The organism is Streptomyces chlorus (assembly GCF_042655885.1).
Taxonomy (GTDB): Bacteria; Actinomycetota; Actinomycetes; order Streptomycetales; family Streptomycetaceae; genus Streptomyces; species Streptomyces chlorus.
The window spans coordinates 228,468-242,359 of sequence record NZ_JBHSOA010000018.1 but is presented as its reverse complement, the minus strand read 5'-3'; the positions used below and the strand labels follow the sequence as shown (position 1 = coordinate 242,359).

10 protein-coding genes are annotated in these 13,892 nt (G+C 70.9%); 1 reads left to right on the top strand and 9 read right to left on the bottom strand.

The genetic code is table 11. The annotated features are described in order from the left end of the window. The 4 genes from ACFPZI_RS10875 to ACFPZI_RS10860 form a co-directional block, all read right to left on the bottom strand. Positions 1-204 (bottom strand): flavodoxin-dependent (E)-4-hydroxy-3-methylbut-2-enyl-diphosphate synthase (locus tag ACFPZI_RS10875; protein ID WP_381361453.1); only part of this gene is annotated, 204 nt, incomplete at its 3' end. A 195-nt stretch (positions 205-399) separates the two neighbouring features. Then, the gene (locus ACFPZI_RS10870; protein ID WP_381361477.1) at positions 400-1,692 is read right to left on the bottom strand and encodes a M50 family metallopeptidase; all 1,293 of its coding nucleotides are present in this window, start codon (positions 1,690-1,692) and stop codon (positions 400-402) included. Positions 1,693-1,700: 8 nt separating this feature from the next. Further along, positions 1,701-2,963: a 1-deoxy-D-xylulose-5-phosphate reductoisomerase gene (gene dxr, locus ACFPZI_RS10865; protein WP_381361450.1), complete on the bottom strand. Its 1,263-nt coding sequence runs from the start codon at positions 2,961-2,963 to the stop codon at positions 1,701-1,703. A 218-nt stretch (positions 2,964-3,181) separates the two neighbouring features. Next, positions 3,182-5,158 carry an acyl-CoA dehydrogenase family protein gene (locus ACFPZI_RS10860; RefSeq protein WP_381361448.1) on the bottom strand — a complete coding sequence of 659 codons (1,977 nt, stop codon included), beginning with the start codon at positions 5,156-5,158 and terminating at the stop codon, positions 3,182-3,184. 438 nt (positions 5,159-5,596) lie between these two features. Between ACFPZI_RS10860 and ACFPZI_RS10855 the strand changes: the two genes are divergently transcribed. Further along, a complete protein-coding gene (locus ACFPZI_RS10855) occupies positions 5,597-6,646 on the top strand; it encodes a LacI family DNA-binding transcriptional regulator (RefSeq protein ID WP_381361445.1) in 1,050 nt (349 codons plus the stop codon). Positions 6,647-6,712: 66 nt separating this feature from the next. On the opposite strand, the gene ACFPZI_RS10850 is transcribed toward ACFPZI_RS10855, so the two are convergent. From ACFPZI_RS10850 to ACFPZI_RS10830, 5 genes are all read right to left on the bottom strand, one after another. After that, positions 6,713-7,426, bottom strand: coding sequence for a glycoside hydrolase family 12 protein (locus ACFPZI_RS10850; RefSeq protein ID WP_381361443.1), 714 nt, complete (start codon positions 7,424-7,426; stop codon positions 6,713-6,715). Positions 7,427-7,462: 36 nt separating this feature from the next. After that, positions 7,463-9,796, bottom strand: a complete 2,334-nt coding sequence (locus tag ACFPZI_RS10845) for a glycosyl hydrolase family 95 catalytic domain-containing protein (RefSeq protein ID WP_381361440.1) — start codon at positions 9,794-9,796, stop codon at positions 7,463-7,465. Then, a complete protein-coding gene (locus ACFPZI_RS10840; protein WP_381361439.1) occupies positions 9,793-11,760 on the bottom strand; it encodes a beta-galactosidase in 1,968 nt (655 codons plus the stop codon). The genes ACFPZI_RS10845 and ACFPZI_RS10840 overlap by 4 nt, the downstream gene beginning before the upstream one ends. Positions 11,761-11,911: 151 nt before the next feature. Continuing rightward, the gene (locus ACFPZI_RS10835; RefSeq protein ID WP_381361437.1) at positions 11,912-12,850 is read right to left on the bottom strand and encodes a carbohydrate ABC transporter permease; all 939 of its coding nucleotides are present in this window, start codon (positions 12,848-12,850) and stop codon (positions 11,912-11,914) included. Next, the gene (locus tag ACFPZI_RS10830; RefSeq protein ID WP_381361434.1) at positions 12,847-13,890 is read right to left on the bottom strand and encodes an ABC transporter permease; all 1,044 of its coding nucleotides are present in this window, start codon (positions 13,888-13,890) and stop codon (positions 12,847-12,849) included. The genes ACFPZI_RS10835 and ACFPZI_RS10830 overlap by 4 nt, the downstream gene beginning before the upstream one ends. Between the last annotated feature and the right edge of the window lie 2 nt (positions 13,891-13,892).

Below are 13,892 nucleotides of genomic sequence, written 5' to 3'. Positions count from 1 at the left end.
CACGATCTGACAGCCCGACGCCGTCAGCTCCGCGATCTGCTGCAACGTCGCCCCGATGTCCGAGGTCCGCGTCGTCGTCATCGACTGCACCGACACCGGCGCATCCCCGCCCACCGCCACCGACCCGACCTGGATCTTCCGGCTCCTGCGGCGCGGAGCCAGCGTGGTCGGAACGGACGGCATGCCGAGAGAAATCGCAGTCATCTGCTGTGCAACCCCAAGTCGTGGATCAAGGTCCGGCTCCCGGTGAGCAGCGGGCTCCGCGCTCCGAGATTACGGCACCGCCATCGGCCCCGGCACATCCCGGCCGTAAACCCATCCAAAGGGCGATGGCCCGGAACGAAAGGGTTCCAGGCCATCGTGAACGGCGGGTGTCCGGCGGATGCGCACCGGACGGTCCTACGAGATCCGTATCGGGTTCACCACGTCCGCGACGAGGACGAGGAGGGTGAAGCAGACGAAGACACCGGCCACCACATAGGCCACCGGCATCAGTTTCGCCACGTCGAACGGGCCCGGGTCGGGGCGGCGCAGCACCCTGGCGAGGTTGCGGCGCAGCGACTCCCACAGGGCGCCCGCGATGTGCCCGCCGTCGAGGGGCAGCAGCGGGAGCATGTTGAACAGGAACAGGGAGAGGTTGAAGCCCGCGAGCAGCATCACGAACATGGCCATCTGCTGCGAGGCCGGGATGTCGAGCGTGGCGATCTCGCCGCCGACCCGGGCCGCTCCGACGACGCCCATCGGGGAGTCCTGCTCGCGCGGGCCGTCGCCGAAGGCGGCGTCCCACAGGGCGGGCACCTTGGACGGCAGGGCGGTGAGGGAATCGACCGCGTCGCCGACCCGGTCGGTCATCCAGACCACGGAGTCGCCGAAGTCCTGCTTCACGACGCCGGTGGCCGCGCTGAAGCCGAGGAAGCCCGCCTTGACGTACTCGCCCTCGACATAGAGCCCGTGGGAGTCCTTCTTGGCGACCAGGTTGGTGGCGATCTTCGCCTGGAGGGTGACTTCCCGGCCGTCGCGGTCGACGACGACCGGCACGGCCTTGCCGGCGCTGTCGCGGATGAGGTCGGACAGCGTGGCCCAGTCGTCGGTCCTGACGCTGTTGAACGCGACGATCCTGTCGCCCGCCTCCATGCCGGCCGCGGCGGCCGGGGACCGGGGGTCGGACTGTTTGCACTCGTCGCGGTTCTCGCTCTGCGAGATGACGCAGGGGGAGACCGAGCTGACGGTGGTGGTCTGCTGCTGGATGCCGAAGCCCATCAGCACGGTGAGGAACAGCACGACCGCGAGGATCAGGTTCATGAACGGGCCCGCGAACATCACGATCACCCGTTTCCAGGGTTTCCGTGTGTAGAACAGGCGCTTCTCGTCGCCGGGCTGCAGTTCCTCGAAGGCGGCGGAGCGGGCGTCCTCGATCATGCCGCGCCACGGTGAGGTGGAGCGGGCCTCGATGCGTCCGTCGGCGCCGGGCGGGAACATGCCGATCATGCGGATGTAGCCGCCGAACGGGATCGCCTTGACGCCGTACTCGGTCTCGCCCTTGTGCCGGGACCAGAGGGTCGGGCCGAAGCCGACCATGTACTGGGGCACCCGGATGCCGAACATCTTGGCGGTGGAAAGGTGTCCCAGCTCGTGCCAGGCGATGGAGAACAGCAGGCCGACCGCGAAGACGACTATGCCGAGGATGAACATCAGGGTCGTCATGCACGCGCCTCCGCGCTCGCCGTACGGGCTGTCAGTTCCCGGGTCCTCGCTCGCGCCCAGGTCTCCGCTTCGAGGACGTCCGGGACCGTCAAAGAGGTTCCCGGCCGGGGGGTGCCGTGCTCCTCGACCACCCGGGTGACCGTATCGATGATCCCGTTGAACGGCAGCGCGCCGGAGCGGAACGCCTCCACACACTCCTCGTTCGCCGCATTGAACACCGCCGGGGCGGTTCCCGCGAGCCCGCCCACGTGCCGGGCCAGGTTCACCGAGGGGAAGGCCTCGTTGTCGAGGGGGTGGAACTCCCAGGTGGACGCCTTGCTCCAGTCGAAGACCGGGGCGGCGTCGGGGACCCTTTCGGGCCAGCCGAGGCCGATGGCGATGGGCCCGCGCATGTCGGGGGGCGTCGCCTGGGCCAGTGTCGATCCGTCCGTGAACTCAACCATCGAGTGGACATACGACTGCGGGTGTACGACGACCTCAATGCGATCGAAGGGAATGTCGTACAGGAGGTGTGCCTCGATGACTTCGAGGCCCTTGTTGACGAGGGTCGCGGAGTTGATCGTGATCACCGGGCCCATGGCCCAGGTGGGGTGCGCCAGGGCGTCCTCGACGGTGACGTTCGCCAGTTCGTCCCTGGTACGGCCGCGGAAGGGGCCGCCGGACGCGGTGACGACGAGCTTTCGGACATCCGCGCGGGTTCCGGCGGCCAGCGCCTGGAACAGCGCGGCGTGCTCGGAGTCGACGGGGATGATCTGTCCCGGCGCGGCCAGCGCCTTGACCAGCGGGCCGCCGACGATCAGCGACTCCTTGTTGGCGAGCGCGAGGGTGCGGCCCGCCTCCAGGGCGGCGAGGGTCGGGGCCAGTCCGATGGAGCCGGTGATGCCGTTGAGGACGGTGTGACAGTCGGAGGCGGCGAGCTGCGTGGCCGCGTCCGCTCCGGCCAGGATCTCGGGCAGCGGCTCCCCCGCGCCGTACCGCGCGGCCAGCGCGTCGCGCAGCGCGCCGACGACGTCCTCGCGGGCGACGGCGACCGTGCGCACCCGCAGCCGGTGGGCCTGGTCGGCGAGGAGCGCGACGCGGCCGCCGTTGGCGGACAGGCCGGTGACGCGGAAGCGGTCGGGGTTGCGCAGTACGAGATCGATGGCCTGGGTGCCGATCGACCCGGTGGAGCCGAGGATCACCACGTCCTTGGGGCCGTCCCCCGCCACGGGGTCGTACACCAGGTGCGGGTCGGCGAGCGGAGCTGGAGCGTCGGTCATGGACCCCATTGTGTCCGGTCGCGGGTACTGCCGGGGCCCCGCCCCGGCAGCTCGTGCGTCATGGTCTGCGCCGGCGTTCCGTCACCGGGTCTGCCTGCTCCGTCCCCGCTCCGTCCCTGCTCCGTCCCTGCCCCGTCCCTGCTCCATCCCTTCTTCCTCCCGGCTCCCTCCCGGCATCGCCTGCGCCGGCCGGCCCCGGGCCACCGTGGCCGGCCGCCTCAGCGGATCGGCCGGTGCTGGTTCTTCCGGGTGCTCGGGCCGGGCGCGGCGTCCGCGATCCAGGGGCCGTCGCCCGAGGGGTCGATGACGCCCTGCTCCAGCCAGGTGTACGTGCCGGAGAGCACGCCCTTGACGACCCTGCGGTCGATGTCGTCGGTGTTGGTCCACAGCCGGTCGAAGAGCTCCTCGACGCGGACGCGGGACTGACGGCAGAAGGCGTCGGCGAGCTGGTAGGCCTCGCGGCCGTTCTCGCCGCGGGTGCGCAGGAGCTCGGCGCGGACGCAGGCGGCGCTCATCGCGAACAGTTCGGCGCCGATGTCGACGATCCGGCCCAGGAAGCCCTGCTTGGTCTCCATCCGGCCCTGCCAGCGGGACATGGCGTAGAAGGTGGAGCGTGCCAGCCTGCGGGCCGCGCGCTCGACGTACCGCAGATGCGGCGACAGGTCGATGCCGTGCTTGAATTCACCGTAGGTGCCAGGGAGTTGCCCAGGCCCCGCGACGAGCTTGGGCAGCCACTTCGCGTAGAAGAGGCCGGCGTTCGCCCCCGCCCTCGCCTTGTCGCCCAGGCTCTTCTCGGGGTCGATGAGGTCACCGGCGACCGACAGGTGGGCGTCGACGGCCTCCCGCGCGATCAGCAGGTGCATGATCTCGGTGGAACCCTCGAAGATGCGGTTGATGCGCAGGTCGCGCAGGATCTGCTCGGCGGGGACCGCCCGCTCCCCGCGCTCCCGGAGGGAGTCGGCGGTCTCGAAGCCGCGTCCGCCGCGGATCTGGACCAGTTCGTCGGCCATCAGCCAGGCCATCTCCGAGCCGTACAGCTTGGCGAGCGCGGCCTCGATGCGGATGTCGTTGCGGTTCTCGTCGGCCATCTGCGAGGACAGGTCGACTACGGCCTCCAGGGCGAAGGTGGTCGCCGCGATGAACGCGATCTTCGAGCCGACCGCTTCGTGCAGTGCCACCGGTTTGCCCCACTGCTCGCGGGCCGCCGACCATTCGCGGGCGATCTTCAGGCACCATTTTCCGGCGCCGACGCACATCGCGGGCAGGGACAGCCGTCCGGTGTTCAGCGTGGTGAGCGCGATCTTCAGGCCCTGCCCCTCCTCGCCGATGCGGTGGGCGGCGGGGACCCGGACGCGGTGGAAGCGGGTGACGCCGTTCTCCAGGCCGCGCAGGCCCATGAAGGCGTTGCGGTTCTCGACGGTGATGCCCTCGGAGTCCGCTTCCACGACGAACGCGGTGATGCCGCCCCGGTGGCCCTCGGACTTCGGCACGCGGGCCATGACGACGAGGAGGTCGGCGACCACGCCGTTGGTCGTCCACAGCTTCACACCGTCGAGGACGTAGGATCCCCCACTCCCGGCTCCGCTCGAGCCGGAGGTGCCCCCATCGTCCGGGACGGCGGTGGTGGCGAGCCGTGCCGGGTCGGAGCCGACGTCGGGCTCGGTGAGCAGGAAGGCCGAGATGTCGGTGCGGGCGCAGCGCGGCAGGAAGGTGTCCTTCTGCTCCTGGGTGCCGAACATCTTCAGCGGCTGCGGGACGCCGATCGACTGGTGGGCGGAGAGCAGGGCACCGATCGCGGGGCTGGCGGAGCCGACCAGGGCGAGGGCCTTGTTGTAGTAGACCTGCGTCAGGCCCAGGCCGCCGTACTTGGTGTCGATCTTCATGCCGAAGGCGCCGATTTCCTTGAGGCCGGTGACCACCTCGTCGGGGATGCGCGCCTCACGGTCGATCAGGGCTCCGTCGATCCGTGTCTCGCAGAAGTCGCGGAGCTTGGCCAGGAACTCCTCGCCGCGCTCGGCGTCCTCGTCGGCCGGGAGGGGGTGGGGGTGGATGAGGTCGAGCCGGAAGCGGCCGAGGAACAGTTCCTTGGCGAAGCTGGGCTTGCGCCAGTTCTGCTCCCGGGCCGCCTCCGCGACCTGACGGGCCTCACGTTCGGTGACGGTGGGTCGGGACGGAGACTCGGGTGTTGCGGACATGAGGCTCACCTCGCCGCGTATCGGAAGGTATGCGGAATGTAGGGGGTTCGGCTCGGCACCGGCCCCGAGGATCGTTTCATGCGATCTTGGGGTTTACGTTACCGATTGGTGCCACCCGTACGTATCTACCCGATTCGTAGCGACCCCGCCACCCTTCGTGCACCCGTTCGGCCGACCCGTCGTGGTATCCCGGCCGGGCCGGACCCCCTTGGGGTGACGGCGGCGCGTTCGTGGCAACCTGGGTGGCCCGGGGGTCCGGCCCACCCCTCGGCCACAAGTGACGGACAGGTCGGCACACCTCAATTGTCGAAGCGCTTCGATAGATGTATGGACACGCACCCGTGCTGGTATTAGGGTCGAGTCATCGTTCGAGCCACCCTCACCCGTCCCATCGTCCTGGCGCACTGTCGAAGCGCTTCACAACAATTGGAGAGCTGGATGGTCACCCTCGCCGAGGTCGCCCAGCACGCCGGAGTCTCGGCGAGCACGGTGAGTTACGTCCTCAGCGGCAAGAGGTCCATCTCCGCGAACACCCGGCAGCGGGTCGAGGAGAGCATCCGCAAGCTCGGGTACCACCCGAACGCCGGGGCCCGCGCCCTGGCCAGCAGCAGGTCCAACATCATCGCGCTGATGGTCCCGCTGCGCACGGACATGTACGTGCCCGTGATGATGGAGATCGCCATCGCCGTGGCCACCACGGCCCGCGCCCACGGGTACGACGTCCTGCTGCTCACCGGCGAGGAGGGCCCCGACGCGGTGCGCCGCGTCGCGGGCAGCGGACTCGCCGACGGGATGATCCTGATGGACGTCGAACTCGAGGACGAACGGCTGCCGTTGCTGCGCGGCGGGGACGCCCCCGGTGGAGCGCTGCCGGGCGTACGGGCCGACCAGCCGGCGGTGCTGATCGGACTGCCCGCCGACACCTCCGGCCTGACCTGCGTCGACCTCGACTTCCGGGCCACCGGGGCGCTCTGTGTGGAGCATCTGGCGAAGCTGGGGCACCGCGACATCGCCGTCATCGGCGAGGCCCCCGCGGTGTACGAACGGCACACCGGCTTCGCCGAGCGCACCCTGGAGGGACTGCGCTCCGAGGCACGGGAATTGGGGGTGCGGCTGCTGCACCGGCCGTGCGAGGGCGGCTACGACGCGATGGCCTTGACGCTCGCCCGGATCCTCGACGAGCGTCCGGGCACCACCGGGTTCGTCGTACAGAACGAGTCGGCGGTCGAACCCCTGCTCGCCCTGCTGCGGCAGCAGGGGCGGGCCGTGCCGGAGGACGTCTCGGTGGTCGCCGTCTGCCCCGAACAGGTCGCCGTCCAGGCCTCGGTGCGGCTGACGTCGGTCGCCATTCCCGCGCAGGAGATGGGCCGGTACGCCGTGGAGCACCTGGTCGCCAAGCTCGACGGGCGGGGCGGGGACGAGGTCGTACTGATCGCGCCCGCGCTGACGGTCCGGGCGAGTTCGGGCCCGGCCCCCACCCGGGCGTAACCCGCCCCGCCCCGCCGTCGCTCCTCCGGGGGTGGGCGGCCGGCCGCCCACCCCCGGAGACCGGGGTCAACTGTTGCTGACCGTCAGGTTGTTGGTGCGGAAGTCCAGGCCGCCGGGCGACGAGGTGATCTCGTAGCCGAACTGCACGTCGCCGATGGTCTCGTTGCCCATCCAGCCCTTGGTGTCCTTGATCCAGTCGAGGATCGGCAGGATGTTGACGGTCCCGGAAGTGGAGTGGGACGTGCGCAGGAACGAGAAGACCTCGTTGGCGCCGTTGTCGCCCTTGTAGACGTTCCAGGTGTGCCCGCCGAGGCTGACCGTGCCCTGCGGGCCGCCGAGCGGGCCGACGGGGCCGTACTGGTTGACCCAGAGCATGATCTCGTAGTCGTAGTCCGTGTCCCAGATGTCGTACGACGTGTTGTACGCGCCCGCGGACGGGACGGTGACGTTGTAGCTGCTGGTCAGCGAACGGAGCGAGTCGATGGGCTTGTTGACCACCTTCTTGGCGTTCGGATACGACTTGATGCCCCCGGTGCCCGGGTGGTTGGCCCACGCGCCCCAGTTGGTGCCGGAGTTGGCCCAGACGCACTGGCTGCCGGCGCCGGAGCCCCAGATGTTGTTGTAGAGGATGTAGCCGTTCAGCGTGGTGTTGCCCCACTGGTCGCAGGAGCTCCAGATCGCGGCGTGGGCGGGGGCGGAGGCCACGCCCACGGTGATGCCGAGGGCGAGGGCGGGGGCCGCCAGAACCGTGCCGATCCTGCTCAGGATGTTTGGTGCCATGGGGTTCCTTCCATGGGTGGGGGGAGAGCGCCGATGTCACCGCGCCTTCAGGGTGAGGACGCGGTCTTCGTGGGCGACGAGGTCGAGCGGCTCGACGCCGTCGGAAGTCCTCAGTTCGATGCGGACGGTGCGGGTGGGACGCAGGACGGCGGTGGCGCCGTCCTGCGTCCAGGTGAGGTCGAGGACGGCGCCGAAGCGGGTCCGTACGCCGTGCAGCGCCCCGCGCGGGTACTGGGCGGGCGGGGCGGGCAGCAGGACCAGCCGGTCGGGGGCGGACTGCACGAGCGCCTCGATCAGCACGGCCGGGAGAGTGTGGGCGGCATCGGCGTTGTAGACGTCGCGGTGGGGGTAGTGCGCGCTCATCAGGGAGGCGTGGAAGAAGTCGCCGTCGAGGACCCTGCCGAGGGCACTCGCGACCCGTTCGGCGTCGCGGAGGCGAGCGGCGATCAGGGCGTGGTGCAGGTGGCCGTGGGCCGAGTCGTTCTCGGGGCCGCGCAGTTCGAGGGCGCGGTGGGCGGCGGCGGCCAGGTCCGGGGTGTCGTAGGGAGTGATCTCGTGCAGCGGCCAGACGGCGTAGAGGTGGCTGAGGTGGCGGTGGTCGTAGGCGTCGGTGAGGTCGGGCCGGGCCCATTCGGCCAGTGCCCCGTCCGCGTTGATCCGGTGCGGCGGGAGCCGGTCGGCGAGGGCCCGCCAGCGGTCGGCGTGCTCGGGGTGGCGGTCGGCGGCGGTGCGCAGCGCGTGCCGGGCGGCGGAGAGGTCCATGGCCGCGTTGACCGTGCCCCAACCGGCGTTCGCGGGACGGTTCTCGGGCGAGTAGGAGGGGACGACGACCAGATGGCCCTCGCCGTCGGTGCGGGTGAGGAAGTCCTCGTAGAACAGGGCGACTTCGGCGAGGACGGCGGTGGTGCGGGAATCGTGCTCGCCGCGGGTGTCGTCGTGGTCGACGAGCGGTCCGAGGAGCCAGTCGGCGCCCGCTGTCCACAGGTGCAGCGGGTACTCGCGGTTGAAGTGGTACGCGTGCCCGGACTCGCCGTCGGAGTGCGCGGGCGCGACCACGCCCCGGGCGCCGAAGACCTCACGGGCGTTGTCCCGCCAGTCGGGCAGCTGGCGTTGGACGAGTGATGCCAGTGCCTCGGTGACCTCGGGAAGGGCGGCCGCGGCGGCGGAGGCGGTCTGGAGGTTGAGGTTGGCGTCGTTGGTGAAGGCGCCGGACCAGGCGGTGTCCCAGTCGCCGGTCCACAGGCCGGTGAGGCGGGGCGGGAACAGGCCGCCGGAGGACAGCAGGTGGTAGCGGCCGGCCGCGAAGAGGCGTTCGAGCCCGGCCGCGCTGCGCGGTCGGGCCAGCAACTCCGATCCCGGCAGGGCGCGTTCGGCCGGGTCGGCGGCCAGGTCGAGGGTGACGCGCTCGTAGGCGGTGCGGTGGAGGGACAGGTGGCGGGCGAGGAGGGCGTCGTACCCCTGGGCGGGGGACCCCGGCCCCGCCCCCGCTTCGTTCTCGCGCTCGCCGTGGTCGACCAGGTCCCGCAGGGCGCGTCCCTCGGCGATCACGTCCGTCTCCCCGGTGTGCCGCCGTACCCGGGTGAGCAGGAGCACGGACCGCGCGCCCTCGACCCGCACGCCCGGCGGGGCGAGCGTCGTCGCGCCGCCGGTGGCGGCGACCAGGGTGACGCCGGTGTACGCCAGGTCGCTGCCCGGGTAGCGGGCGCGCAGGCTCAGCAGGGCGCCCTCGGCGGTGAGGACGGCACCGTGTCCGACGCCGAGCCCGGTGGGGGCACCGTCGAGGCGGTGGTCCAGGCGGATGTCGAGGGTGAGGTCCGGCCCGGTGACGTACTGGACGATCACGTCGTCGGCGCGGGAGACGAAGACGCGGCCGGTCCGGCCGGCGCGGGTGGCCTCCGCCACTCCGGTACGGAAGTCGACGGCGCGGCGGCGGAACGGCGGGGCCTCGGTGTCGTCCTCGGCCCGGCCCGTAGTGCGGTCCGCGGGGCCGTCCTGGGCGCCGTCGGGTCGGCGCAGGCGTACCTGGAAGGCCGGGTGGAAGGGCCGTACCCACTGGAGCGGACGACCGTCGGTGAAGGTCTCGGCGGCGCTCGTGTCCCCGGCGAGCAACCGGTCCTGGAGCGCGGGCAGTTCGCCGGCCAGCCGGGGCGGCAGCCGGTCCTCGTCGGCGCCGACCGGACGGACCAGGGTGTGGTGGGTGACGATGACCCGTTCGTCGTCCGGGTCACCGAACACAAGGGCGCCGTGGTGGCCGTTCCCGCTCAGGAAGGCGTCCTCCCAGCGGGCGGCGGGCCGTGGTTCCCAGGTCCCGTGGACGGGTGCGGTGTCCTTCATGGGCGCGTTCATGAACGCGTTCCGGGGTGCGTTCATGGGCGCAGCACCGCCGCGCCGTGGCGGCCGAGGGTGACCCGGTCGGTGACGTCCGTGCCGGTGAGCAGGTCGTGGTGGGTGCCCGGCAGGTCGACGGCGACCGGTTCGCGGCCGTGGTTGAGCAGGAACAGCAGGTCGCCCCGGCGTACCGCCTCGACCTGGTCGGGGAGCCCGTCGAGCACCGGCCGCACGCCCGCGCCGGCGGCGATCCGGGTGAGCAGATCGCGCAGCGCCTCGGGTTCGGGGAGCGTCGAGACGTACCAGGCGCGGCCCTTGCGCAGGACGGCGGGCAGTCCGTCGAGTTCGCCGCCCTTGTAGGCGGTCGTGGCGTCGGCGGTGCCGTCGGCCTCCAGTTCCTCGGACCACAGGGTGCCGCGGAAGCCCTCGCAGGCGACGGTCTCCCCCGCGGCCAGCGGCCACCACTCGTGCAGGGTACGGATGCCGAAGAGGTCCCGCAGCCGGGCGTCCATGCCGCCGGGCCGCACCCGGTCGTCCTCGTCGGCGACGCCGGTCAGGAAGCCGCAGACGAGGGTGCCGCCGCCGCGTACGTGGGCGAGGAGGTTGTCGACGGCCGTGTCCGTGAGCAGGTAGAGCTGGGGGGCGACGATCAACGGGTAGGCGGACAGGTCGTGTTCGGGGTGGGCGAAGTCGGTGGTGAGGTGGGCCTGCCACAGGGCGCGGTGCCAGGCGCGCAGCATGCCGGGGTGGTCGACCTCGCGGGACGGCCGGGCGTCCTGGTCGCCGGCCCACCAGGAGTGCCAGTCGTGCAGTACGGCGATGCGGGCGGTGCTGTGCGTGCCGGTGACGTGCGGGGCGATCCGCGCCAGGTCGGCGCCGAGCCGCGTGACCTCCTGGTACGTACGGCCCTGCTCGCCCGCGTGGCTCACCATTCCGGAGTGGAACTTCTCCGCGCCCTGCCGGGACTGGCGCCACTGGAAGTAGCAGACGGCGTCCGCGCCGCGCGCCACTGCCTGCAGGGACCACAGGCGGTTGAGGCCGCGGGGTTTGGGGTGGTTCACCCCGCGCCAGTTGACCGCTCCGGCCGCCTGTTCCATGAGCATCCAGGGGCCCCGGGCCTGGGAGCGCGTCATGTCCTGGACCAGGGCGCCCTCCTGGGCGCCGAAGGGATCGCGCGGGTCGGGGTAGAGGTCGACGGAGACGGCGTCCTCCTCCTCGGCCCAGCGCCAGGCGTCCTGCCCCGCCCACAGCGGCATGAAGTTGGTGGTGACCGGGAGGTGCGGGGTGTGCCGGCGGACGATGTCGCGTTCGGCGGCGTAGCACTCCAGGAGCATGTCGGACGTGAACCGCTTGAAGTCCAGCACCTGGGTGGGGTTCTTCAGGTAGTGCGGGTGGCGGGGCGGCATGACCTCGGCCCAGTCGCCGTAGCCCTGGCTCCAGAAGGCGGTGCCCCAGACGGTGTTGAGGGCGTCGAGGGTGCCGTGGCGCTCGCGGAGCCAGTCCCGGAAGCGGGCGGCGGCCTCGTCGCCCCAGTCGTAGGTGCAGTACTCGTTGTTGATGTGCCACATGGTGAGGGCCGGGTGGCCGGCGTAGTGGGCGGCCAGGTCCTCGGTGAGGGCGGCGGCGTAGCGGCGGTAGGTGGCGCTGGAGTGGGAGAAGTGCTGTCTGCCTCCCCACCACTCGGTGCGGCCCTCCTCGTCGCTGGGCAGGGTGTCCGGGTGGAGGTGCCCCATCCAGGGCGGCGGCGAGGCGGTCGGGGTGGCAAGGACGACGCCGATGCCGGCCTCGTGCATCAGGTCCATGATCCGGTCCAGCCAGGCGAAGTCCCGCTCCCCCGGCCGGGGTTCGAGCTTCGCCCACGAGAACACGCCCAGTGTGACGGTGTTGACGCCGGCCTGCTTCATCAGGCGGACGTCCTCGTGCCAGGTCTCCTCGGGCCACTGCTCGGGGTTGTAGTCGCCGCCGTAGAGGATGCGCCCGCGGGTGGCGTCGCTCAGTCCGGGCATCAGGTCCGCTCCCGGTGGGTGAGGGACGTACGGGGTGTGCGGGACGCGTGCATGACCTACCTCGTTCTGCGGGGGTCGGAGGGCGGGACGGCCCGTGGGGAGCGGGACGGCCGGTGGGGAGCCGCGGTGGTTGGCCGGGGCTCCCCCTCCGTCAGCCCTTCACGGCGCCGGTGAGCATGCCCTTCTTGAAGTGCTTCTGGACGAAGGGGGACAGCACGGCGACCGGGAGCAGAGCCATGACCATGACGGCCATCTGGACGGCCAGTCCCGACAGCTGCCCGGTCCTGATGGCCTGGCCGAGGCCGACGGGGGCCTCCTGTTTCTGGACGAGCTGGATCATGACGTTCTGCAGGGGCAGCATGTTCTGGTCGTTGAGGTACAGGGAGGCGTTGAACCAGGCGCTCCAGTAGCCCACGGCGTAGAAGAGCGTGATGACCGCGATCACCGCGCGGGACAGCGGCATGACGATCTGCCACAGGATGCGGAAGTCGCCCGCGCCGTCGATGCGGGCGCTGTCGATGAGTTCCTGCGAGATGTTCATGAAGAAGCCGCGCAGGACCAGGATGTTGAAGACGCTGATCGCGCTGGGCAGGATCAGTGCGAGGTAGGTGTCGGTCAGGCCGAGGGTCTGCACCAGCAGGTACGTCGGGATGAGGCCGGCGCTGAAGAACATGGTCGCCAGCAGCGTCATCAGGATCCAGCGGTGCCCGAGCGAGTCGGTGCGCGACAGGCCGTAGGCGCAGAGCACGGACACGGTCATCGAGAACAGGGTGCCGACCAGGGTGACGCCGATACTGACCAGTGCGGCCCGGGTGACCTGTCCGCCGCTGAGCAGTTCCTGGTAGGCGATGAAGGTGATGTCCTTGGGCACCATCACCAGGCCGCCGGCCTCGTCGATGGTCCTGCGGGTGGACAGGCTGGTGACGATCACGATCCACAGCGGGAAGACGACCGCCAGGCAGGCGAGGGCCAGGATGATGCCCTTGCCCGCGAGCCCGGCCCTGGTGGGCGCTTCCTCCCACACCGGGCGGGGCGGGGCGGCCCAGCCCCGGACCTTGTGCGTCGTGGGTTCGTCGATCACGGCGGTCACTTCTTGTACACCCCCTGCTCGCCCATGAGATGGGCCACCTTGTTCGCGGCGAGGACCAGACCGAGGCTGACCACGCCCTTGATGAGGCCGGCGGCAGCCGCGTAGCCGAAGTCCTGGTTGCGCACGCCGTTCCACCAGACGAAGGTGTCGAGGACCTCCGACGCCCCTGGTCCGACGGCGTCGCGTTGCAGCAGGATCTGTTCGAAGCCGACGGTGAGCGCGTCGCCCACCCGCAGGACGAGCAGCAGCGCGATCACGGGCCGCAGCGCGGGCAGGGTGACGTGCCACATCCGGCGCCGGCGTCCGGCGCCGTCCATGGCGGCGGCCTCGTACAGGTCGGGGCTGACGGAGGCCAGCGCGGCGAGGAAGACGATGACCCCCCACCCGGCGTCCTTCCACACGCTCTGCGCGGTGAGCAGGAACATGAAGGTGTCGGGGTTGGTCATGACCTCCAGGCCGTCGTGGCCGTTCTGGCGCAGGAGCTGCGAGAAGATTCCCGCGCCGCCGAACAGCTGCTGGAAGACGGCGATGACCAGGACCCAGGAGAAGAAGTGCGGCAGGTACAGGATGGCCTGCGCGACCGCCCGCACCCGGGGCCTGATCACGCTGTTGATGAGCAGCGCGAGCAGGATCGGGATCGGGAAGAACAGCACGAGCTGGAGGAAGAAAAGCACCAGGGTGTTCTTCAGGGCGTTCCAGAACGCCGAGTCCTCCATGATCCGCTGGAAGTTCTCCAGTCCCACCATGGGGCTGTTCAGCATCGAGACGACGCCGTTGTCGCTGATGTAGGGGTCGTAGTCCTGGAAGGCGACGACGTTGCCGAGGATCGGCAGGTAGTTGAAGACCAGGACCAGTGCCAGGGCGGGCAGGGTCATCAGCAGCAGGACGCGGTCGCGCCGGTATCTGAGCCGCAGGCTCAGTCTGCCCCGCTTCTCCCGGGGTGGTGCGTCCGGGGGGCCGGCGGCGTCACCGGACGCCGCCGGCCCCCCGGCCGGCTTCGCGGCCTCGGCCTTGCTCCGAGGCACCGTGCTGTGCGACACGG